General features: G+C 37.0%; 25 protein-coding genes. All 25 read right to left on the bottom strand.

Going from position 1 to position 24,039, the window contains the following annotated elements:
- Positions 1–10 precede the first annotated feature (10 nt).
- The gene (locus tag CZ487_RS26780) at positions 11–172 is read right to left on the bottom strand and encodes a YwzD family small protein (protein ID WP_154676054.1); all 162 of its coding nucleotides are present in this window, start codon (positions 170–172) and stop codon (positions 11–13) included.
- Positions 173–194: 22 nt separating this feature from the next.
- Entirely contained in the window at positions 195–1,241 is a 1,047-nt protein-coding gene (gene galE / locus CZ487_RS22015; RefSeq protein ID WP_077215423.1) for a UDP-glucose 4-epimerase GalE, read from the bottom strand.
- Between the two features lie 123 nt (positions 1,242–1,364).
- Positions 1,365–2,621 (bottom strand): TolC family protein, encoded by a 1,257-nt coding sequence (locus CZ487_RS22020; protein WP_077214396.1) that lies wholly within the window; start codon positions 2,619–2,621, stop codon positions 1,365–1,367.
- A 117-nt stretch (positions 2,622–2,738) separates the two neighbouring features.
- Positions 2,739–3,155, bottom strand: coding sequence for an FAD synthase family protein (locus tag CZ487_RS22025; RefSeq protein ID WP_077214397.1), 417 nt, complete (start codon positions 3,153–3,155; stop codon positions 2,739–2,741).
- 4 nt (positions 3,156–3,159) lie between these two features.
- On the bottom strand, positions 3,160–4,326 hold the full coding sequence (locus tag CZ487_RS22030) for a CDP-glycerol glycerophosphotransferase family protein (RefSeq protein WP_077214398.1): 1,167 nt from the start codon (positions 4,324–4,326) through the stop codon (positions 3,160–3,162).
- A 77-nt stretch (positions 4,327–4,403) separates the two neighbouring features.
- Complete coding sequence (locus tag CZ487_RS22035; RefSeq protein ID WP_077214399.1) at positions 4,404–5,438, bottom strand: glycosyltransferase family 2 protein; 1,035 nt, start codon at positions 5,436–5,438, stop codon at positions 4,404–4,406.
- Between the two features lie 31 nt (positions 5,439–5,469).
- Positions 5,470–6,675 (bottom strand): glycosyltransferase, encoded by a 1,206-nt coding sequence (locus CZ487_RS22040; protein ID WP_419865736.1) that lies wholly within the window; start codon positions 6,673–6,675, stop codon positions 5,470–5,472.
- Positions 6,676–6,697: 22 nt separating this feature from the next.
- Entirely contained in the window at positions 6,698–7,837 is a 1,140-nt protein-coding gene (locus CZ487_RS22045) for a glycosyltransferase family 1 protein (protein ID WP_077214400.1), read from the bottom strand.
- Between the two features lie 29 nt (positions 7,838–7,866).
- The gene (locus CZ487_RS22050; protein ID WP_077214401.1) at positions 7,867–8,931 is read right to left on the bottom strand and encodes an EpsG family protein; all 1,065 of its coding nucleotides are present in this window, start codon (positions 8,929–8,931) and stop codon (positions 7,867–7,869) included.
- 25 nt (positions 8,932–8,956) lie between these two features.
- Positions 8,957–9,844 (bottom strand): glycosyltransferase family 2 protein, encoded by an 888-nt coding sequence (locus tag CZ487_RS22055; RefSeq protein WP_077214402.1) that lies wholly within the window; start codon positions 9,842–9,844, stop codon positions 8,957–8,959.
- Between the two features lie 5 nt (positions 9,845–9,849).
- Positions 9,850–10,959, bottom strand: a complete 1,110-nt coding sequence (locus tag CZ487_RS22060; protein ID WP_077214403.1) for a glycosyltransferase family 1 protein — start codon at positions 10,957–10,959, stop codon at positions 9,850–9,852.
- The gene (locus CZ487_RS22065; RefSeq protein ID WP_077214404.1) at positions 10,944–12,098 is read right to left on the bottom strand and encodes a glycosyltransferase family 4 protein; all 1,155 of its coding nucleotides are present in this window, start codon (positions 12,096–12,098) and stop codon (positions 10,944–10,946) included. Before CZ487_RS22065 ends, CZ487_RS22060 begins: the two co-directional genes overlap by 16 nt.
- 24 nt (positions 12,099–12,122) lie before the next feature.
- Positions 12,123–13,376, bottom strand: a complete 1,254-nt coding sequence (locus CZ487_RS22070) for an HlyD family secretion protein (protein WP_077214405.1) — start codon at positions 13,374–13,376, stop codon at positions 12,123–12,125.
- A gap of 39 nt (positions 13,377–13,415) precedes the next feature.
- Positions 13,416–14,300 carry a UTP--glucose-1-phosphate uridylyltransferase GalU gene (gene galU, locus CZ487_RS22075; protein ID WP_077214406.1) on the bottom strand — a complete coding sequence of 295 codons (885 nt, stop codon included), beginning with the start codon at positions 14,298–14,300 and terminating at the stop codon, positions 13,416–13,418.
- A gap of 19 nt (positions 14,301–14,319) precedes the next feature.
- Positions 14,320–16,143 (bottom strand): polysaccharide biosynthesis protein, encoded by a 1,824-nt coding sequence (locus CZ487_RS22080; protein WP_077214407.1) that lies wholly within the window; start codon positions 16,141–16,143, stop codon positions 14,320–14,322.
- A 31-nt stretch (positions 16,144–16,174) separates the two neighbouring features.
- Positions 16,175–16,324 carry a hypothetical protein gene (locus CZ487_RS27320; protein WP_202617866.1) on the bottom strand — a complete coding sequence of 50 codons (150 nt, stop codon included), beginning with the start codon at positions 16,322–16,324 and terminating at the stop codon, positions 16,175–16,177.
- 288 nt (positions 16,325–16,612) lie between these two features.
- Positions 16,613–17,251 carry a CpsD/CapB family tyrosine-protein kinase gene (locus tag CZ487_RS22085; RefSeq protein ID WP_077214408.1) on the bottom strand — a complete coding sequence of 213 codons (639 nt, stop codon included), beginning with the start codon at positions 17,249–17,251 and terminating at the stop codon, positions 16,613–16,615.
- A complete protein-coding gene (locus CZ487_RS22090) occupies positions 17,229–17,945 on the bottom strand; it encodes a YveK family protein (RefSeq protein WP_077214409.1) in 717 nt (238 codons plus the stop codon). The genes CZ487_RS22085 and CZ487_RS22090 overlap by 23 nt, the downstream gene beginning before the upstream one ends.
- Before the next feature lie 278 nt (positions 17,946–18,223).
- Positions 18,224–18,709, bottom strand: a complete 486-nt coding sequence (locus tag CZ487_RS22095; RefSeq protein ID WP_077214410.1) for a hypothetical protein — start codon at positions 18,707–18,709, stop codon at positions 18,224–18,226.
- A 193-nt stretch (positions 18,710–18,902) separates the two neighbouring features.
- Entirely contained in the window at positions 18,903–19,250 is a 348-nt protein-coding gene (locus tag CZ487_RS22100) for a YdcF family protein (RefSeq protein WP_077214411.1), read from the bottom strand.
- 12 nt (positions 19,251–19,262) lie between these two features.
- A complete protein-coding gene (locus CZ487_RS22105; RefSeq protein ID WP_077214412.1) occupies positions 19,263–21,065 on the bottom strand; it encodes an ABC transporter ATP-binding protein in 1,803 nt (600 codons plus the stop codon).
- A gap of 18 nt (positions 21,066–21,083) precedes the next feature.
- Complete coding sequence (locus CZ487_RS22110; RefSeq protein WP_077214413.1) at positions 21,084–22,253, bottom strand: nucleotidyltransferase domain-containing protein; 1,170 nt, start codon at positions 22,251–22,253, stop codon at positions 21,084–21,086.
- Positions 22,231–22,728, bottom strand: coding sequence for a lasso peptide biosynthesis B2 protein (locus CZ487_RS22115; protein WP_077214414.1), 498 nt, complete (start codon positions 22,726–22,728; stop codon positions 22,231–22,233). Before CZ487_RS22115 ends, CZ487_RS22110 begins: the two co-directional genes overlap by 23 nt.
- 23 nt (positions 22,729–22,751) lie before the next feature.
- On the bottom strand, positions 22,752–23,042 hold the full coding sequence (locus CZ487_RS22120) for a lasso peptide biosynthesis PqqD family chaperone (RefSeq protein WP_077214415.1): 291 nt from the start codon (positions 23,040–23,042) through the stop codon (positions 22,752–22,754).
- 5 nt (positions 23,043–23,047) lie between these two features.
- The gene (locus CZ487_RS22125; protein ID WP_077214416.1) at positions 23,048–23,968 is read right to left on the bottom strand and encodes an HPr kinase/phosphorylase; all 921 of its coding nucleotides are present in this window, start codon (positions 23,966–23,968) and stop codon (positions 23,048–23,050) included.
- Between the last annotated feature and the right edge of the window lie 71 nt (positions 23,969–24,039).

Raw genomic sequence — 24,039 nt, forward strand, 5'->3', positions numbered from 1 at the left:
TGTTCTATTATTAGTCCTGTTCGCTTTGTTTAGATAACGCTGTAAGAAACTGTTTCTTTATTTCATTAACGAATTCTACTACTTCCATCATTTCTGATTCCTGGCCTTTTTGATATGTGTTTAGAAGTATTTCTTGAAAATCCTGTTTTGTTAACTTATCCGAAATATCCATTTCCCTACCTCATTCATAAAAATCAGTTCATTTTCATGCCGATCCCTTTCTGATTCTGAGATTCATATCCATTTGGATTTTGGAGCTGCCATCTCCAAGTATCTTCACACATTTCGTGAATATCTCTTTGTGCAGCCCACCCCATTTCCTTTTCTGCCTTTTTGGCGTTGGCATAACAGACAGCAATATCTCCAGGTCGTCGTTCCACGATTTTATAAGGAATCTTTCTCCCAGACGCTTCTTCAAATGCAGAAATCATTTCTAGTACACTGAAGCCCTTACCTGTTCCAAGATTATAAATCTCTACTCCCTTTACTCCTATAATTTTTTCGAGTGCACGAAGATGTCCTTTGGCAAGATCGACTACATGAATATAATCTCTGACCCCAGTTCCATCTGGTGTATCATAATCATTGCCAAAGACCTTTAACTCGCTGAGTTTCCCGACGGCTACCTGCGATATGTACGGAAGAAGATTATTGGGAGTCCCATTTGGATCTTCACCAATCAGCCCGCTTTTATGTGCACCAATTGGATTAAAATAACGCAAAAGAGCAACACTCCATTCACTGTCAGAAACAAACAGATCTTGTAAAATCTCTTCAATCATCTGCTTGGTTCGCCCATAAGGATTTGTTGCTCCTGTTAAAAAATCTTCATTGATTGGTACACGTTCTGGTACTCCGTAAACTGTTGCGGAGGAACTAAAAACTAGCTTTTTCACCTGATGCACTTTCATGACTTCACATAATCGAATCGTACCCGTAATATTATTTGAATAATACCAGAGCGGCTTTGATACTGATTCTCCAACAGCTTTTAGTCCGGCAAAGTGAATAACTGCATCTATATCGTTTTCTTTGAATATGGTATTGATTGTTTCACTATCAAGCAGGTCCGCTTGATAAAAGCTAAATTCCTTACCGGTAATTGTACGAATTCGATTCAATGCCTCTGGTTTGCTGTTTGAAAAATTGTCTACAATGACAATCTCATAACCCTCATTTAATAGTTCAATACATGTATGTGACCCAATATATCCAGCTCCACCGGTTACCAGGATTTTCACCATTCTCCCCTCCTAACACTAGTTATTTACATCAATATTCCTTTTCCACTTCATTCATGACCCTTTAAGCCAAAATAAAAAAGCCCTATTATGTTAATAGCACTTTTGACTTGTGATTATTTTTTAGATATATCCTTTTTCCATTGCTTCAATGGTTTTTATCACGATGTAATTTTGTACCTTAGTTTCGAACACTCTTAGCTGCGCTTCCTCTAATTTAAGCTGTGCTTGCTCAAAATCAAATCGAGATACTCTTCCCAGGTTATAGCGAACTTCTAAAAGTCCAAGATTGACTTTTGTGATTTCTAATTGCCGAACCGCCTCTTGGTACGCAGTGTATGAATTTTCACCATTACGGTATAGCTGCTCAATTTGATTTCTTAGATCGTTTTCTGTAGCAACAATATTTTTTTCAGCAATGGTAACAAGGTGCTCTTGATTTTCTTTTTCGTATTTTGTCGCTTTTCTTTTTTCATAATCCTCATAGGTTTGGTCGCGATTTAAAATAGCATTTTCTAAGTTTTTTTGTGCACTCTTCATCGTTAAGGAATTTTCAATCAATAAAGAAATATCAGATGGCGTTTCGACCTTTACTGGGTCTATTTCCAATGAATTTATCTTCACTTCCGGATTGTAGGAAACACCAATATCATAGCAAAGTGCTGCAACTGCATAATTTAAATTCTTTTCTTGCTCTTCTAATTGTTTCTCAGCGTTTTCATGAGCAATCCTTATCTGACGTAATTCCTCCTCAGATACTCTGCCAAACTTATATAGTATTTCAAATTTTTCTAGGTTTTTAATAGACGATTGGAATGATTTATTCATATTAACCAGCCAATCTTCCTGCAAGAGAAGATCTGTATAAGCAGTTGTCAGCATAAGCCGAACCCCATTTTTTGCAGCTTCTTCCTCTAACTGTAGATGCAACTCTCCCGATTCAAATTGTTGAATGGCTAATTCTAGTGCCTTAATCTTTTCTCTAAGAGCTTCTTGTTCCTCAAGATTATCTTTTCGTTCATCGAATGTATCCTCTTGCTCTCTTAGTTTATCCATACTATTTTTTAAGTCTTTTATTTGACGTTCAGTTTTTCTATGATCAGTTTTAGTAAGCAAAAAATCGTTTTTACTCATTTCTAATTCAAGCTGCAATACTGCAAGATTTACACTATTTTCCGTCCCTCTATGAATCACATCTTCTAGAGTTAATTCCTCAACCTTCTCTAGCTGACTTAACTCTTCTGCTACCTCCTTTACTTGTTCTTTATCTGTTATTTGATCACCTTCAGCTTCTTCCTGTATCCCACTAGCATGGGCTGTTGCAGCAATCGCTCCAATAACAATTGACACTGCAAAAATCAATGGAAGAATCTTTTTCATCGTTTTAGCCTCCTTCTCTCCAAATATATAAAAGTAATCGATTATAAAAAGCACACTTTCAAGAAAAGGTTCACCTACAAAGGGTTAATAATGTCTAATTAATGATTCATAAATTTTTTAAACAGAGATCTTTTGCTTAACAATCGTCGACGAAACACCCTTTGTGTATGGAAAATAGACGATTTCCACGCCAACGTTATGAAACTTCTTTTCTACTTCCTCAAAGAGAGGATTTCCCCTCCAATCATCTCCATGGAACATTACATCGAATTTATATTCTTCCCATGCAGCTAGTTTATCCATTGTCTCCTGGACTACTACTTTATCTACATATTTAATAGCTTCAACAATTTTGATTCTCTGTTCAAAAGGAATTATAGGTAATTTTTTTTTGTAACTTAATACTAAATCCTCAGTACTCACTCCCACGATCAAATAATTACACTGCTCTTTTGATCTTCTTAGAACATTAAGATGACCGACATGAAATAAATCAAAAACACCTGTTGTATAACCCACATTATATTTTTTCATAAGATTAAGTCCCCTTTTTTACAATTTCTTTTTCAATTTTTTGAAGTAAATTTCTGCTGGCATTTCCATTCTCATACGAATTTATTGTGTCTAATAATTCCAAAATATCTTTTGTATACCTTTCCTGGTTAAAATCATGTATATTATTAACCAAATCCTGCTGGGTTGTCGCACTTGGAAATGGTAGATCCCTCAAGTTAAAATATAGCTTCCTGTCATTTTTTAGATAGCTTTCTAGATCCGGAACATATAAAAAGCAGGGTTTTTTAGTTATTAGAAAACTAAACATAACTGAAGAATAATCAGTAATAAGTACATCCGATATATACATTAACTCTTGAACATCATCATAACTAGTTACATTTCGTATAGTATCCGTATTTTTAATTTCTGATGAAATTGCAGAAAGATGCGGGTGTAATCTTAAAAGTAAAATCCAGTTACCTCCGAATTTCTTCTTTAATTCGTTTAGTACTTCTTCATAATTAAGGTCATATACAGATATTTTGTTATCTTTCCTAAATGTTGGTGCATATAGTGCAACCTTAACTCCTAAAGGAATATCGAGTTTTTCAAAAATTTCACTTCTATTTTTTATACCAGTTTTAAAAAATATATCATTTGCTGGTGTACCGTGTTCAAAAATTTCTCCATCATACCAAAACGCTTGTTTGAAAATTTTTGTACTATACTCACATCCTGATAATAATAAATCACATTTTAGCGAATCCTTTTTTGCCATCTGTATGTAATGCCTTGGTAGAGTATCCTCTGCATCTTTTTCTATTTGTTTCAAACGTAAGGAGCTATGCCATGTTTGGATGTAATACTGATTTTTACGCTTGATAAATAAGTCAGTTGTTCTAAAGTTTGTAATAATTACTTTCGAGGTACAAATCTCATAAAAATATCTTAAAGACATTATCTTCACTTCTTTAAAGCCAGTAATACCTTTTTTTTGTTCAATTTCATCAAATGCCCATACGACGTCAAACTTATCTTTGGGATAATTTTTAAGTATATATTCGGAGATGTACTTAGGACTATCACCGTATTGACTGCCATAGTAACTAAAAAAGAAAATTTTATTCCTTTTGATCGGGAAACAATGAAAAAAATATATGATTGCAATGGCTGAGGTTTTCTTAAGATTAGTTATTATGCTGTTCATTTTGCTTTAACTCCTCTAGTATTAGTAAGTGAACTCCAATCCATACAATGTTCCGGCATTATAAGAGGGATATTTATTCACTGTTTAATAACTACCTTTTCTAACATTAAAGGCTTGGGTACAAGTCCTAGTGCCCTCAATATCTTTAGATAAATCAAATATGAAATGTAGAGAGTAGGATGTATCTTAAAAAGACACAATTGAATTTTTAGTTGCTTGTCGTCATTAACAGCATTTTTTAAAGTACTGTAATTTTCTTTAATATAGGTTTGTAGCTCATCCCTATATTTTCCGCCAGCATCCTTTCTTCGATTTACAAGTAGGAGATTATAATGGATCAAACTTGTCTTCAAAATCATCTTTAGGGATTCGTCTTTTAAATCTTGATAATACCTTTCGATGAAGTTATGTCTCTCCTTTAACCCTTTAATAATGTCTAGATTTCTTGGTGTGTAATTCGCTACTATACTATCACTGCGCTGATAGTAGTAGCATAAAGGCTGATTTAAAAGAACAAATGTATGAACCCTTTGCATTACTTGGTGAGCCCAGAAAACATCCTCAAATAAAACCCCTTTTTTAAAAGGAATGTCTTTAATTAGATTTGTTTTATAAAGCTTTCCCCACGCAAAATTCTTTACTCTTTCATTAATGACTAACTCCTTCATTAATGTTTGATTGTTTAATACAACTGGAAGGTCTTGTCTTTGATAGTAGCGATTGTCATAAAAAAGCTCATGGTCATGAGCATAATAAAAAGCTGTTTGGACAACATCTGCTCCATACTTTATACTTGTTTCCACCAATGTTTCAATCATGTTGTGTTCCAACCAGTCATCACTATCAACAAATATCGTAAACTCTCCTGTTGCATACTGCATGCCGTAATTTCTCGCATCCGATAAACCGCCGTTTTCCTTATGGACCGATAAGATGCGTTTATCATTTTCCGCATAGGCATCAGCGATTTTCCCGCACCCATCAGGAGATCCGTCATCCACTAAGATAATCTCTAGAATCGGATACGTTTGATTGACGATACTTTCAACACATCTATGAAGATATTTTTCTACTTTGTATATTGGTACAACCACGCTTACTTTTGGCAACATAAACTTAACCGCCTATCCTATAGGATCCATATCAACCCAACAGCGAATAAAGCTTTTCAACTTCTTTATTGTTCCCATAGTTGGTTTTTCTACAATTGTTCGCAAGTTCTTGTCTCCAAGATGGAGTCTGATATGCTTTTTCTATACCCGCAGCTATCCCCTCTACCGACAAATCGGTAATATAACCGTCATAACCATCCTTTACCTGACTTTTGGCCGTTGCATAATTCGTGATGACAACAGGCTTCGAGAGAATTTGAGCCTCCGATACCGTCACTGCTTTCCCCTCATATCTTGAAGGCTGGACATATAGATCAGCTTCTTTCATATAAGGATATGGATTTGTTTTCTTTCCTAACAAGATAAAGCTGTTCTCCAGACTAAGCTCTTTAATCAATCCTCTTATCTGTACCTCGTCCCCGCCATATCCAACGACATACCAAGAAATATTGTCATACCCTTTTTCCTTTAGCAGCTTCAAAGCCATAACAGCATGATCGATTCCTTTTGCGTGTGAGAGCCTTGCAACGGTTAGGATTTTAAATCGCTGGTCATTTTCCATCGGGTTTTCAACTGTTTCCTCTGCCATCTTTCGAATGAATTCTGGTGAAGTAATATTTTCCATGACCATTACCTTTGAACTTAGTTCACAATATTTCTTTAAAAACGACTGTTTGCATGACTCCGAAACAGCAGCGATATGATCGAATTTATTCCACATTTTTAAATCCAGCTTCACATTTGTTTCCACTGTAGAATAATCCGTGTGGATCCATGCTATTTTCTTTTTTGCATTCACCTTTTCACCTACAAAATAATGAGGCCATAAATAACTAATCGCAACATCATATTCAGTATCCATTTTTGGTAAAAACGGCAGTGCATACTTCCACATCAATTGCATCTGATAATAGCCTGGTTCCGCAGCTTTTGTTATTTTCCCAATAAAATTTGCATGCATTTTCGAAAGTATCCTCGAAAACCCAATCCCATATTGTTTATTCTTTAATATCTCTCCTATTGAACTTCTAAAAGTACTATATTGAGGTATTTCCGGAAGTAAATTAGGACCTTTCGGCAGCAAGGGCAGAAATTCTCCTTCATGTTTAAATAACATAAGATCTACGTCATATTTGTCATAATCGATATGATTAAGCAGGCCGATGAGACTGCGCTCAACCCCGCCAATTTCCATGTCAAATGTAGAGATCAGAATTCTTTGTTTCTCTTTCATCATCACACCTACTATTTCTCTTTGATTAAGCGTATAACTGTTCCCAATCTGAAACATTTCTTTTGATATCAAAACCCTTTTGTGCAATTTGATCGAAAATTTTTTCTTTAGTGGGCCTGATTTTATCAAAAGCTTCTTCAATTGCCTCTGCCCATAATTCAATCCCTGTATGAAGACTTAAGAACTTCATTAAATCTAAATTCATGTCTGTGCTAATAGGCACCTCCTCTGAGACAACACATGGTGTCCCAGCACATTGTGCTTCTATCGTTACAATTCCAAAGCCCTCAAATAACGATGGAAAAAGGAAAACATCAAAAGCTTTCATTAATCTAGGAATATCTGATCTGACACCTATAAAGCGGACCCTTTCAAAAACGCTTAGTGCTTTTGCTTCATCCTCTATTTGTTTCCTTAAAGGTCCATCGCCCGCAAACACGACATACACATTTTTATTTTCTACTAGCAGCCTATTTAAAGTTTTAAGTATAAAAGAATGATTTTTTGATTGAGAAAAGTGTCCAACATGGCCGATTAACTTAGCATCCATTGGAATGTGAAGCTCCTCTTTTACACTTCTTTTAGCACCGTCATTCATTTCGATAAATGGCTCTATATCGATACTATTTTTCAACATGTGAATCTTGTTTTCGTCCACCAATCTTCTCCCAAATAAAAAACGAGCAGCTTCAAAACTGCACGCACAATAATCTGTTGCTGAATACTTAATAATGCTTTTCAAGACTGCCAGGACTGATTTCTCCTTCAATTGATTACCTTTAGGGTAATGGTTGCTATGAGAGTGACAAATTCTTCTTTGAATACCTGCCATTTTTGCTGCCAATGCTGGAAAACCACTTTGATAATCTGTATGTGCATGAACAGCAACATAAGGTTCAAGTGACATGATTTTTCTTAATTCTTTTAAATAAGCAACGGGACCGCTATGTCCCAAACTGGAAATTCTATAGATCTTGCCCCCTAAGGACGTAATTTCATCATCGTAATCACCTTTATCCTGCCTATGAACAATAAAATCAAATTGAAGATGCTCTTTATTAATGTTCCGGTATACATTCATTAAAAGGGTTTCAGCACCGCCTCGATTCATTGCGCTAACAACATGTAAAACACGCTTCAACCTATTATTATTCACTTTTTTCATCACCCCCTAGATTCTTTATTTCACCCTTCCTAGCCGATAAAATCACTGCGATACTGAATACCCATCGTTAAAACAGCATCTAAATAAAAGTAAAGGAAATAACAGATTAATATTAGGTAATAGACCAGCCGTTGTGAGTTTTCCGTAAATAGTTTCGGCACCCATGAAATTAAAATTAACTGGTACAAACCAAAATAAATCGTAAATCGGGCAAAAATCCAATTTTGCGTGGCAATAATCATAAAAACAACAGCTAGCAACGACATATTTACAATATAATCGCCCTGTGGGAAAATAATTCGCAGCTTTTCTCTTCCGAAGTAGGCAAGGATAACTGGTGCTGCATACACCATCACCCTGATGATGTTGGCACCGCCTTCCGACGAACTTTCATAGTCGCCGTAAGTAGTATCTTCTATTGCTCCGAAGAGAATTTGTGAAAACTTATCAAACCCTAACGTAAAGACGATTGCAAGTAATAACATCATAAAGGTCGTACCGGTCCATGCTTTTCTCCTCACAATAAAATAAATCGGAATGAGGATAAGTGCACTTTGATGAAAGAAAGATGCAAAAAGGATGATTAAAGCATATTTTTTAAAATCCCCCTCAAATAAGTACTTCGTTGCCGTAAACAAAATGGCTGCTGCTAGAAATTGTCTAATCCCATTCATCGAAACGATGTGCATCCCTGAGGTAATGTATACATATAGCGCAAGCTCCGGAAGTCTGGAATATTTGTATAATACGATAATAATAAGAACATTCGTGATAAGGGCAGTAATAAAAACCATAATCTGAGAATCATCTGATATTTGTTGCAACAGCATTTGCATAATTCCAAAACCAATATCCTTTTGTGACAATACATATTCCCAAGTAAATTCATTACTATCGTAAATATGCCTATAAAAATACGTGTCACCTATATTCCTTCTTAACCCCGATACTAGAACAATAGTGAGCATAACCATGAATATCATGAGTTTATTGGGCTTAATAGAAGATATATTGGACAGTGAAGGAACTGAGAAGTATCTCGAGAAAAAAGAAAAAAAGTAGACTAGGGTAAGATTGATCCAAAGAACTGTCATTTGTTAATTCCCTTCAATCTTTAAATCAATAAGAAATTTTGGTCCTACTTAAAATATAGCAATATAGCAAAAGTCCAAAAGGCATGGCAATCAGCGTCAGACCCTTACAAGGTGTTTCTCTTAAGAAACGGCTATTATTTGAGATAAAACTGCTCGAAACATAATGAATGGCCTGCCTAAATTTAAAAGAGCTACTTGCAAATGGAAGCTTCATCAATTCTTTTCGATAGAATGCGAAACCGTTTGGATTTCTTCTATACTGATTTAACATATTTTTGGAAGAGCCGTCCGGTAAATACTCAACACAGCATAATACCTTGTTTATTAATAACATTTCGTATTGCTGATCAAGCATATAGTACTTGTAGGCTAAACCTACATATCTTTCATTTTGAAAAATGGGATAAGGATATTGTTTTGTTAATTCTGTCCGATAAACGAGTTTCTTATCACCTGTTACGCCATGTTTATAATAGAGGTTAAAAAGAGTGGAAGTCTTAATTTCTTCCGGTAATGTTGAACCAATGATTTCTCCGTCTTGGTAGGAATCAAGACCAATGATTCCGCTTACCTTATCACTCCCATACTTTTCCCAGAATGAAATAATATCCTCCACAGCTGTTTCTGGCATATAATCATCCGAATCGATACAAACATTTAATTCCGTATCAATCATTTCGTACGCAGTGTTATGTGCACCATGCATCCCTTGATTCTCTTGCCAATGATAACGAATTTCTACTGCATTCTCACCGCCCCATCCCTTTACCAATTCCTTCGTCCCATCTGTTGAACCATCATCGATAATTAACCAGACAAAGTCTTTACATGTCTGACGCTTTAAGCTTTCATAACAGATCTGAAGACAATAGGCACGATTATAAGATGGTGTAAAGACGGTTAATTTTTTCACATCATTCACCTCGCTATTGACATGTAAAAATTTTCGGTCCATTTCGCCGTATTTTTAATGTCGTATCCTTTTTCAGACAAAGTTGACATCGGTATCTGCCTTGTCATCTTAGCAGCTTCACAGCTGTTAATTTTCTCAACCCACTGGTTTATTTCGGATAACGAAGCGAATTCAACTAAATTGAGTCCCAGATCAACTTCTTTTGAGATTTCCTTCGATATCACACATGGCAGCCCGGCACATTGTGCCTCAACAAGTGTTACCGGAAGGCCTTCATGAAATGACGGAAACACAAAGAAATCAAATGCTTGAAGCAGCCTGTTGATGTCGCTGCGGATTCCTAAAAACTTTACATGGTCTGTTAAATTCAAGGACCTAACCTTCTCAACCACTTTTTCCCGCAGTGGTCCATCCCCTGCCATGATGAGAATGGCTTCAGGTTTCTCCTTCAGCAATTTCGCAAAGATATCAATAAGGAATAAATGATTTTTTTGCTCATTAAATCTTCCTACATGCCCGATCACAACATGCTCATGACCTAGTTGGAGTTCCTCTCTTACTTCATTTCTAACCTGTGAAGAAAATGCAAATTTATCACATTCGATCCCATTTTTTAAGATTAGTGCTTTATTAGCCCTCTTCAAAAATAACCAGTTCGCAGCAAGCTCTGAACAGGCCAATAAATGGTTTGCTCCCTTCGAAATAAAAGCCCCAGCATACGTCTTATATGCCCTTGCTACAGCCCCTCCTTCACTATTCGTGTTATGGCTATGAGCAATTCTGATAGGAATCCCTGCTTTTTTGGCTGCATACAAGACCAAGCCGCTCATCTTATCCATATGGGAATGAACAATTTTATAATCTTGATGGGAAGAAAAGAATGTGTTTAACGCCTTCACATAACCAAAATGACCGATATCGGTAACATACGGTATGCGGTGAATTCTGCCGCCCATTGCTGTTATTTCTTCATCAAATACACCTTTTTTACAAGTCAAGAAATCAAATTGAACCCTCGATTTATCGATATTGCGATATAAATTCATAATCAAAGTTTCAGCGCCGCCTCGGTTCATATTGACGACCGCATGCAGTATTCTTAATGGACCGCCCACATGACCCCCTCCTGTTCTTTCATATATGATGAATAGAGCTTACTTTTCTCCTCTAAAACTTTAGTTAGACTATAAGTGCTTTCCATTAATTTTCGCCCTGACATACCATAACTCTTTCGCAATTCAGGGTCCCTTGATAACAGCTTGATTTTTTCTGAAAATTCCTTTTCATCTTGATCTGTTATCACCCAGCCGTTTCTATCATTCTTGATTAATTCCCGGTGCCCGCGATTATCAGTAGCCACAACTGGAAGTCCGCATGCCATTGCCTCCATAATGTTTACAGGGAGTCCTTCCCGCAAGCTTGAGGCCACTGCGACATCTGATATTGATAGTAGTGATTTCATATCGGTGCGATAACCAAGAAAGTGTACAATCTTCTCTAAGCTAAGTTTCTGCGTTAATTCCTTGCAATCTGCTAATAATGGACCGTCCCCTGCAAGCACCAATTTAACATTTGGTACCTTTGATTTAATCTCGTTAACACTCCGTATAAGCAGCTGCTGATTTTTGTTTTGATTAAATTCTGCACCATAAAATAATAAAAAATCGTCGGAGTTATATCCGTACGATTTTCTTAATTCATTCTTTTCATGGTGGCTGGCCGGTTGAAAATGACTTGTATCAACGCCAACACCGTGAACATGTTCAATTCGCTCTGCCTTAAATTGATGGGTAAAGGCAGTTTGATAATCTTCTTGATTAATCGTAATGAGACAATCGGTAAATTGGGCAAACTTCTTTTCAATTGGATAATAAATCATCCAATTTAGGATTGGAGCACCCTTACAAAAGTGAAACCCATGCGCAGTGTAGAGGACCTTTGTCCCTGTTTTCCTAACCTCTCTTGCAGCTAATCTTGCCAGTACCCCGCCAACAGGAGTATGACAGTGAATAAGATTGTATTGATTTTCCTCGATAATGCCCTTCAGCTTTCTATAAGCATCAATGTTTGCCCTACAAAAGGGAGACCTTTGAATAGGGAGGTGATATTTTTTGTCCACGTAAGGAAGATCCTTTTCACCGTTTGCCGCAACGTGTACCTCCCACCCTCGCTCTTTGAACCATTTCATATACGGAAGATGAAAAGCACTAAAATGATAATCGACCGTTGCACATAATAATATTTTCCCTGACATCGATATCACCTCCTCTTTGTTCTACTAGGATTGTGCTTCAGCACTTTTCAGTTCCTCTCTCAAAGTAACAACAGCCTTCATACCTGCACGGATTTTATGGCCAGTATTTTCGACCAATACCTTAACTGGATATGTCTGCCCCTCACCGCTTGGAACCAGCCCAACATAAGCAACGGTTCCTTTAACAGTTAACTCTTGTGTCGGAAAAAGGACTTCCACTGATTGATTTTCTTTCCATCGATTAATCATACTCTCTGAAACCTCGATTGTAATATAAAGCCGGTCGAGGTTTGTAATAACAAATAATGGTTCGCCTGCCCCAATCATCTCGCCAATTCTGCCAGAGCTTTCTGTAATGAATCCGTTAAATGGAGCTACGATTGGCAGATTGTTATATTGATTACGAATAGCTTCAAGCTCGGATTTGGCATTTTCAATGGCAATTTGAGTCATTTTTGCTGTCACTTCAGCTGACTTTTTTTGCATTTCTAACGTATCGCGTGCCGAAATTTCTGTCTGCTGTGCTGCTTGATTCGCGTCTTGATCATATTTAGCACGTGCATTCTCATATTGCTTTTTCTCCGCCTCAAACTTCTTCTTTTCCTCTTCATATTTCTGTTGAATATTTGCTTTGACAGTTTCTGTTTCTACTTTTTTCTTAGCTCGTTCAAGTTCAATCTCAGCCCTGTCTTTTGTAGCGGTAACTTGATCCAACTCTTGCTTGGAGACTAATCCATTATTAAATAATTCTGTTGTTGCTTGCAGCTCCTCTATTATTTCAGTAAGCGCTAGTTCAGCATCCTGAACAGCTACCTTTGCTGCTTCTAGTTCTGGAAACCCTGCTAACTGGGGTAAGACCGGTGCTTCAGGTGGTGCCATATTAAGGCTTACCATCGCTTGATTCAGACTTGCCATTGTTTGATTTAAAGCAATTTGCTGCTCCATCGCCTGCAAATTCCCTTGAGCTTCGACTACCTTAACTTGATCTTCCGCCCGCTTTACTTGTTCCGCGAGATCGCCTTCATCTAGTTCTGCTAAGACCTGACCTTCTTTTACATATGCACCCAGCTCAGCTTTAATTGCTTTGATCTTTCCATTAATTTTAGGTGAGACTAGAACTTCTTGGTATGGAACTGCTCTTCCACTAATCGTAATCTCATCTTGAGACGTTGCTTGCACCACTCGATTTGAGAATTGATCGGTAGCCTCTGTTCCTGTCATACAGCCAGCTAATAATGCGATGGTGCAAACAGCGGCTCCTACTTTTTTTATTGCCATGAATTTCTCTCCTTTTTAACACCATTGCTAAAGGGTAATTCAAATCTCTTTCGATAACTCTTTTTCTATTACATTGGTAAGATAGTCTAATAATTCATTCTTTATCTCCGGGTGTTCTAGTGCAAATTGGATTGTTGTTTTAATAAAGCCCATTTTTTCACCAACATCGTATCGGGTCCCTTCAAAGTCATAAGCAAAAACGGCTTCAACCTTGTTCAAGGCCGCGATGGCATCTGTTAATTGAATTTCTCCTCCTGTGCCTGGCTCCTGTTTTTCTAAAATATCAAAAATTCTTGGGCTTAAAATATATCTCCCAAGAATCGCTAAATTCGATGGTGCTTCATTCAAACTAGGCTTTTCTACTAAACTATGAACATTAAAAAAACGGTCAGCGATCATGCTTCCGTCTACAATCCCATATCGTGATACTTCATCATCAGCTACATGCTGAACGCCAATAATCGATGAATGGTGCCGTTCATATAGCTCAATCATTTGCTGCAGACACGGTTTTTCCGCTTTCACAATATCGTCCCCAAGCAATACCGCAAATGGTTCATTACCAATAAACTTGCGTGCACACCAAATCGCATGACCTAAGCCGCGGGGCTCTTTTTGACGAATATAATGAATATCTACTAGTTTTGAAGATTTTTGAACTTCATCCAGCAATTCAAATTTTCCTTTTTCTAATAAAACATGCTCTAATTCAAAGGAGTGATCAAAGTGATCTTCAATTGCCCTTTTGCCTTTACCTGTTACGATAATAATATCCTCAATCCCTGACTGTACCGCTTCTTCGACAATATATTGAATCGTCGGCTTATCAACAATCGGCAGCATTTCCTTCGGCATCGCTTTTGTAGCAGGAAGAAACCTAGTTCCAAGTCCTGCTGCCGGAATAATTGCTTTTTTAACTTTCATTGTCTTCTCCTTTCAAATGCTACCCTGATATTTTAATTTTTTCTGGTACTTCTTTATGATTGGCTAACATTAATAATTCTTCCCGCAGCTTCTCACGATCGAGAATAGGATATACAGATAGTAGGTTTTCAATTTCGTCTATTGAGAGGTTTGTCGCTTTTCCTATATAAATTTTCGGGTACACCTGCTGTTTTTCAACCTCATTATCTTTAAATAACTCTTCATATAGTTTTTCACCAGGCCTTACCCCAGTAAATTCGATGCCAATCTCCTCCACGGTGTTTCCAGAGAGCTTTATCAAATTCTTCGCAAGATCAACGATTTTAACTGGATCCCCCATATCCAGAACAAAAATCTCTCCTCCTCTGGCTAGAGCACCTGCTTGTATGACAAGTCTAGATGCCTCCGGGATCGTCATAAAATAGCGAATCATATCAGGATGCGTAACAGTCACCGGTCCACCCATTTGAATTTGCTTCTTAAATAGTGGAATAACACTCCCTCTGCTCCCCAGCACATTCCCAAATCGAACAACCACAAATTTTGTATGACTCATTTTATCCATATGCTGGATGATCATTTCCGCGAGCCTCTTTGTTGATCCCATCACACTTGTTGGGTTAACCGCTTTATCGGAAGAAATCATCACAAATGTATCCACCCCATGATTATTAGCGGCTTTTGAGACATTCATCGTTCCAATGATATTGTTTTTAACCGCTTCTTCAGGATTCCGTTCCATTAACGGTACATGCTTATGAGCTGCGGCGTGGTATACAACGTGAGGATGGTGCATATTCATAACATAGTTCATTTTCTCCTCATCCTGTAAATCAGCAATTTCAGTAATAAATTCTATCCCTGATTCTTTATATAAATCTCTTAATTCCATTTCTATACTATAGATACTATTCTCACCATGCCCTAGTAAAATCAATTTTCCAGGATGAAAACTAGCGATTTGTCTGCATATTTCCGATCCAATTGATCCACCTGCACCAGTCACTAACACGACTTTTCCTGTAACATAATCAGAAATACTATCGATATCTAACTCCACTGGATCTCTTCCTAATAAATCTTCAACTTGAACATCCCGGAATTGATTAACGGAAACCTTCCCCGTCGCTAAATCCTCTATCATAGGAAGAATTTGCGTTTTGGCTTTTGTTTTTGAGCATTCCTGAAAAATAACATTTAGTTCCTTTTTACTTAATGACGGAATAGCTATTACTACATTGTCTATGGCAAGTTTCTGTACATATTTTTCTATTGACGCCACCCCTCCTACTACCGGAATGCCTAGTATATCCAGATGCTGCTTTTTCTCATCATCATCTATAAATGCAACGGGCAGAAGTTCAGTACTGCGATTATTTAACAACTGTCTTACAATCATTGACCCTGCTGAACCAGCTCCAACAATAAGTGTTCTTTTTTTGTTAACCGCGTTATTAATATATGTGTCACGGTACATTCTCCAAAAAAACCGAGAACCTCCTATTAACAGCATATGCAGCATCCACGTCACAGCAAGCATACGAAAATGGATCTGATGACTCACAATAATTTGCATTCCCGCCACCAGCAAAATCGTGTAGGTGATCACTTTCCAGATAATCAGTAGTTCCCCAATACTTGCATACTCCCATGCCTTTTTATAAAGCTTATTAAGATAAGAAAAAATATGATGACCCAACAACAAAGTAACGGAGTAGATAACAATTGGGAACGTAATGACCTCAATACTTGCGTTTACTAAAAAACTGCTAAAAAAAACGGCTGTCAACACGATAGCCGAATCCAAAAAGGTCAAAAATGATAACCTTTGACGATATGTCAAAAAAATTCACCCCTTTACCCAAATGACATCATTAAGAAGTTCTTTTTAAAGCAGACGTTCTTCTCTCAATCGCATAATCAATTAACTTTTTGATAGCTTCTAACTGTTCTCTAGTTGCATCCTGTTTTATATAACGTACTGCTTTTTTAATTGATTTCGGATATTGATCCATTTCTAGCATGACATCTATCTCCTCCTTAAATTTCCTTTTTAAAGTGCTTACCTATAACCCCTTTTCCATATAAACGAAGGACTTATAGGTAAATACTTTAATAAAAATCGGGCATTCAACCCGCCCTCACATCACACTCTCGACGACTGGCGTCTAAGGTTTATTTCAACCCACAGCATGACCGAGTGCCTCCTTTGATAACGGTAAGGAGACATCACCGTATACATTTTTCCCTAACACACCAATATAAGAATCATTTTATTCTTTATTAAGAACAAAATATTAAAAAGGAGAGAGCTACTTTTTATTGAGGATGACCCCAATACAGTTTGCTCTTGCTAGTTCTAGTAATCTTTTAGCCTCTAATGCATCTTCTGCTTTGGTTTTCCCATTACCAAACACAAGGATCGTTGCTTCACATCTATTTGCTAAAATTCTTCCATCAGTTACGTCAAGTATGGGGGGAGAATCAAAAAGGACTATATCGTAACATTGTATTGCAGTGTGTATAAGCTGTTCCATTTCCCTTGATGCTAGTAACTCTGCAGGGTTTGATGGAATCTGACCTCCTGCAAGGATCTCTAAACCTTCAATTTCTGTTGATGTAATCGCTTCCTCCAAAGAACTGTTTGTTGATAAAATAGACGCTAAGCCTGCCTGGTTATCCTTAGAAAAAATAGTATGCAGAGAAGGTTTCCTTAGATCAGCATCAACAATTAATACTTTTCCGCCCTGTTGGGCCATTGATATTCCTAAATTAGTGACAGTTGTTGTCTTTCCCTCTCCATATCCTGGTGAGGCGATAAGCAATGTTCGATACTGTTTTTCAATGGAGGAAAAGTTTATATTCGTTCGAATCGTCCGGTATTGTTCAGAAATGATACTTCCCGGGTTCGTATAAGAAATAAGGCTTTTATCCTTTTCTTTTAGCGCCACTTTTTACACCTCTCCGTTTCTTTTCACTACGTTGACCAGGTTGAGTGTTGATATTTTTTTTGTCTATTTTCGATACATATCCGATCGCTGGGAGAGCTAAAAGCTGCTCGATTTCTCTTTCTGATTGAATTGTTTCATTTAAACTGTCTAAGAAAAGTACAACTCCGATACTAATAATGAATCCCGCTGCAAACCCGCCAATTATAAACTTAAGTATGGATACTGAATCTACGAATACTGGTGTACTGCTTACTTGAGCCTCAGATAGTACTTTCGTTTCATACATTCCAAGAATACTGCCGAGTTGCTTTGTAAAATTGTTTGCTGTAGAGTTAGCGATTTCTGCGGCCAGCTCTGGATTAGAATCCACTGCAAATATTTTTAAAATTCTCCCACCCTCGCTAGAGAAATCTATTTGACTATTTAACTCACTAGAGGATTTTGCTAAGCCTAGTTCCTCAACCACACTATCTAATACAACAGGATCTCTTAAAATGACTTCTAATGTAGTATTTGCCCCGACTTCACCACTTAATAATATACTCGCTGAAGATTGATACCTAGGCGGCCCAGCTTCTAATGACAAACTATAAAGGCCTGCTAGTACTGTCGTGATAGCTGAAATGATTAAGATAAGCCGCATTCGCCTTTTAAGGACACCGAACAATACTTTTAAATTTATTTCCTTTTGCATAGCAACCTCCAATTACCCCAGCCTATTAGCTTATTAAATCAGAATTACACCGGAGGAACGTTCCATATAGAGAACGATTAGGTAAAAAAATAAAACTTTCAATCCCCATATGAATAAATATTATGTAAAACTCTGATTATTTAGTACTTACGTCTCACTTATATATCTATATTAATTCTTTATAAAGAACATGTCAATGTTTTATTTCTGAGTTTTCAGATTATATGATGCTTTAGTATTTATATTATTTTGGATCAATTTACCTCCCAATTTACCTCTTAACCATGGAACCTTCTCCAATGATTCCAATCCTTATTATGATAGCAATCTTTATCATGCGCCCAATGATGCTCATCATCGTCATCATGTTGTTCGCCTCCGTCATTAAAACAATTTGATCCATGGTTTTTTTTACCCCATCCAAAAGATTTTTTCCATATTTTCTCTGAGGTACATTCTTCATTTTCATCTTCCTCAGTATGATCCCACTTTTTCTTCCACCACCATTTCCATAAATCATCATCCCATTTTTCATATTTTTCTCCCGCATGGTCTTTATATTTATTATCATTCGTATCATTTCCGTCAGTTTCATCCGAGTCATATGTTCCGTTATTAACGTAAGCAAGCACGATCTGTGTTAACCTTGAAAAAAAATAATGATCGTTTGTTCTATCGTATCCTGATGACGCAAAAGTAGTAGAAGGTATTGTTAACAATCCAATTAAGAAGATCAATATACACAGTCTTTTAACCTTAATCATTCCTATTCACCTCCGTTCCATTTTCACCTAACTCTCATTTCTTCAGTAGTTCTTATTATATCATCATATGAACCTTTATAAAGAACAATCCATCCTGCAAAATTCGATTTAAATCGCCGAAATGACTTTTTCTAGCAGATTTTTAGCATCATTCCCATGGAAACCAAAATAGTTGCCTATTAACTTTACATATTCAACAATTTCTCATAAGCTCAACAGAGAAAAATGCATTTTCTGTTGTACTTTGCGCTTGTTTTTCAAGAATAATAGAATCAGCAGGAATCCCCAATTTCTGGGCACCTTCAAAGAGATTATCCTCAGCCCCGTTAGAGATAATTAGATAAGGTGCATAGCCTTCCTTGTATAACTCTGATGCCTTCAGCAGCCGTTCTGTTCCTCCTCCACTTAACACGATGATTACATCTGACTTTACTGGCTTTTCATCAAGAACAAGAAAGCTGCCTGCATTCTTTACCAGTGTAAAAACTACCACAATGACCAATATAAAAAAGGTTAATAGTATCCATTTATATTTATTCATGGTAATTCCTCTTTATTCTTGGTTCGCTAGTATTTGTTGATTTTCAAGAAGTTGGCTAAACAACCCTTTCTTTTCTGACGCCAGTCTTTTAAATCCGCCATTTTGAATGATTTCCCCTTGATCTAGGACAATTACCTGATCTGCGTGGTAAATAGTCGATAATCGATGGGCAATGACAATAATGGTCATGGTACCTTTAAGCCTTTCTAAAGCGTCTTGAATTCTACGTTCATTTTCCGTATCTAATGCACTTGTCGCTTCATCTAGAATTAAAATGGCAGGCCTTCTTAAAATTGCTCTTGCAAGAACAATGCGCTGCCTCTCTCCTCCAGATAATCTGATCCCACGATCACCAATAAGGGTATCAAGTCCCTGTGGAAGTTTTTTGACAAACTCTGCGGCAGAAGAAAATTCAAGAGATTCCCAAATTTGTGTTTCACTGGCACTTTCGTCAATAATCATAAGATTTTCCCGGATTGTGGCATTGAATAAAAACGGGTCCTGTGGAACATAGCTAATACAACGCCTTAAGGATAAAAGATTGTCTTTTGTCAAAGGCACCCCATCAATAAGGATTTCACCTTTTTCAGGTTGATTTAATCCCATTAATAAATCTATCAAAGTACTTTTTCCCGCCCCAGATTTACCGACAACGGCCGTCATTTTGTTAGCAGGGAATATCAGATTAATTCCTTTTAGTGCATAAGCAGGTTCATTTCTCATATAACGAAAAGATACATCACGGCAGTGTATACCTTCCACTATTTTTATAGGAGGTACTCCTTGAAATGATAGGTGATCTATTTCCTTCGCCTCCCGTGATTGTGTCCTCAATTGAATTAAGGCATTCAATCCGGGAATGGTAGACGCTAACTGTTCAAGACTTGCCTGGATATTGGTCACTCGAGGCCATAATCTTGAGAATATCACCATAATAATCATGAGTTGAGCTGACTGCGCATGGAACAGATACACAGATAAGAAAATAAAAATTGAAATAAGAACAGCTGATGCAATTTTGTAAAATAGCTGAGAGGTTGTTTTCAACGTTGTATAATTGACTTGTTCATCATACATCCGCTGTGTGATAGCTCGGAACCACTCCATTCGGGATTGCTCCAATGTATTACTTTTAATATCCTTCATACCATTAAAATTGTCTGTTATACCAGCTAAGAAATTTCTCCCAATTTCAGAAGTATGGCTTCCAAGAACACGTGAACGTTTAATAAATCCTCTTGAAAAAAAGGCCAAGATTAAACCGCTTAATAAGACAAAAAGAGTAATCTGTGGAGATAACAATAAAGCAATTCCCACCTGGATCACTGTAAAAATCAGAGCTGTAATAAGCTGCAGGAATGTATTGGTTCCTGCGCTTACACGTGCCAATTCAGCAGTAATCGTATTTATAAGATCCGATTTTCTTCTTTTTATATAAAAGTCCCAGTTTGCACGAAGCAAATCGTGATAGGTTTCTACTCGTAAATGTCTTGCAAAGCCGTGCTGAATCTTTACGTTCTTTATAGCAATATTTCTCTGAATAATATTTATTAAAATATTAGCTATTAAAAATAGAAACAGAATAAAAGATAGACCAAGTGTACTCGGAATCCCCTGGAGAAAGTCTAAGGATTTTATTATAGGGATTGATCCTGTATCTAAGTTAACCACTCCACTATAGTTGATAACAGGGATTAAAAGTAATAAGGCAACTCCATCCAATAGACTAATCATGACCATTCCTAGGAGATTGATAAATAATTCGTTTCCTGAATATGCGTATAACTGTTTAAAAAAGTATAAGACCTGTTTCATGTGTAAAGCCTCCTAGAATCATGCTAGTTTTTTCGTTTTCCTCCATGCCCATAAGAATGGACGTAAAGGAAAATATAAAAAATGGAGCTTCTTTGGTAATGGGAAAGTTTCTATATCTGTATAATAGGGATGTAATATCGTTAGTAAATAAATAAACCTTTGACTCTTTGACATTAACGTAAATAAATGTTTTGAATGATATTTTGCAATATCTTTAGGAACTGGATCTGAATGCAAGTTAATCATTCGTTCTAAGTAAAAAATAGCGTCCTGTGCCAGCTTTTTTGATTGCCTTGGTGTGGTGAGGACTACTGTTTCATTTGGTATTTTAGAATTTATAAGACTAGCTGATAAGATCAATGCTTGCCCGGCAATATGTTCTGCTTTATGCATTCTCAATACCTTTAGCACGTTCTCCCATTTGAGATCCTTCATTAAGATTTGGTGGATATCGGTCAGCCAGCGCAGTCTCGACCATCCGTGACGAGCTCCATGGGAGACAAGAAAATAGAATAAGTCCTCATAGCCCAATGTATAGATTGGAGTATTCCCAAACTCGGTTTCTCTTTTTCTCTTCCACAGCTCCTTAAACGATGGTTCTTTACTTGGAGCTGGATTCAGTCTCCAATGAATTTCAATTTTCGTTCCATTTTTATGGTAATAAGTAAAATGATGGTGCCGCCATTTCCAGTCATTTAAAAATGATTTTATATATTCGTCTTTTTCGTATCCTATATTTATAAGGAGTTTCTCCGCAAGATGTAATGATTCAAGCGGTACGAGTATATCTAAATCTCCGCAAGTACGCTTCGATATATCTTCATACAAATCCGCTGCTAGAGTCGGCCCCTTTAGAAAAAGAGGGCGAATATCATTTTCCAAAAATAACTTGCTAATCCTATCCATTTCCCCACATAGATGAAGCATTCTGAAGGTATTTTCACGATAGGAATCTGCTAATGTTTGAAAAACGTTAGCGGGTACCAAACTGTTATTGTTTTTATTCAACTTGGAATATAGCAATGGATAAAGGCGATGGTGGAAAGCTTGCTGAAGAAATAACTCCCAGTCGATATCGACGTACCTTTCCTTAGGGATTTTCTCATGTTCTTCCGTTTTGAGGATTTCGAAGATAAGGTTTAGTTCGTTTGGAATTTTGGTAGTGTTAAGATCCAGATTTTTCTCCATTGCTTTCCCCTTCTACTCGTTTATCACTAGCTCTGTTTGCAAACATACTAACAACCGTAAACTTTTCCATGCCTTCTGAACCTGACACGTAAAATGGACCACTTCGAAGCCAAGCATGAGCAATCATTTTTCCTGATTCATCTCTTGCTGTTCCCAAATAAAGAGTGCTATCAATGTGACGCCTATTTAGCATTCTCATACCTGCTATCGCCTTGACAAGACACTGACTCTCCCAAAAGGTATATCGGCTCATCAAGTGAATGGCATGGGATACATTTTTAATGATTGCTTTATCTGATGTTAAATGAATAGTGGAAGTTTCATTCATATGTTCACCAAGGGAAGGAGCCACTTTCGAAAATGGGAGCAGCTTCAGAATACGTGCATACCCTAAGTAACAAAATGCCTCCATATAGAGCAACCTTGTCTCTGTTTTTATAGAAAAAAAGGCTAAGATCTTAGTTAAAACATTCATTGGATAATCCCCTTAAATTTCCATTAGGAAAATTGTATTAATCCTTCCGTATAGAGATGATTTAAAAAGGAGAGTACTTCCTCCTCGCATTCCTTTTTCCCTACCTCATAATTTTCCATAAGGGCTTTGACAATATCATTAACGACTATGGGAGTCTCTATCAAATCCCAAATAGCTCCGCCTATTTCTCCTAAATTGTAGTACTTACCATTGGAGATACTGAGCATCACTGTTTCACCGCCCATATCGGTTGCAATATTCCCCTTTACTTGTTTCACCGTTGTTTCTAATGATAGTTTTGTGTTTGTCAGCATTTTTGCTACTTCCTTTCGATTGTATTTAATACGAGTGAAGTTAACTCATCTGCAGTAAATCGATCTTCAGGTCTCTGCAATTGATAGATTTTTATTTCATGAATAATGGCTGCTGTCATCTTAAAATGCCATTCCATTAATCCTAATGGCCCAATCATGAAGTTGCGGTATGTATGATAATAGAGCGTATGCAATCGTTCGAGATGAAGGATAGGTGTCAAGTTAATATCTACTGAATTCGACTTGATTAATTCAAATACTCCTGCTAATGGCAAACAATCCGTAGCAAATTTATCGGAAACAGGGACTGCAAATTTTGTTTCGCGATCGACAATTGGACGGAACTTTTCAGATGATATTCCAAACTGATTCAGACTTTCCTGCCACAACTTCTGTTGAGGATAAGAGGGGGTCACCATAGGAATCCCTTCGGCTGTTAGTGTCACAGGGATTACATCATCAGTTATCAGCCGTTTACCTCGATTTATAAGAGCTGAAGCTAAAGTAGATTTACCTGCACCCGAATCCCCTACGATTAGATATGCTTTCCCATTCACTTCAATCGCACTGCCATGGAGAGGCAGGATTTTTCTCTGAAGCAGAATGGCGCCCATGCAAGTACCGAGAATATAAAGGCGAAGATAATCTTCAGTCGCATCTCTTAATGGTGAAACTAGAATTTTATAACCATCCTGTACTATGAATGTCGCAATATTAGGTATCTGAAAAAGCACCGAACCTTCATCAATATAGAAGTAACGATTTGGTTCATTTACTTCTGCCCAGATCTCGGTTAAGTCCGCAAATTCTATTAAAATATCAATTTCTTTTTTAGTGTAAACCCATGGCAACTCAGGTAACGGAATTTCACTCATAACATTGAAACCGAATGCTTTATACACCTTCCCGTTTAAAGTTACTGTCATACTACCCCCATGCTTTCTTGTGATATTTTACCCTTACACCCTCCATGATTGGGTATAAGGGTAAGTCATCT

The organism is Robertmurraya dakarensis (genome assembly GCF_900156875.1).
Lineage (GTDB): Bacteria > Bacillota > Bacilli > Bacillales > Cytobacillaceae > Robertmurraya > Robertmurraya dakarensis.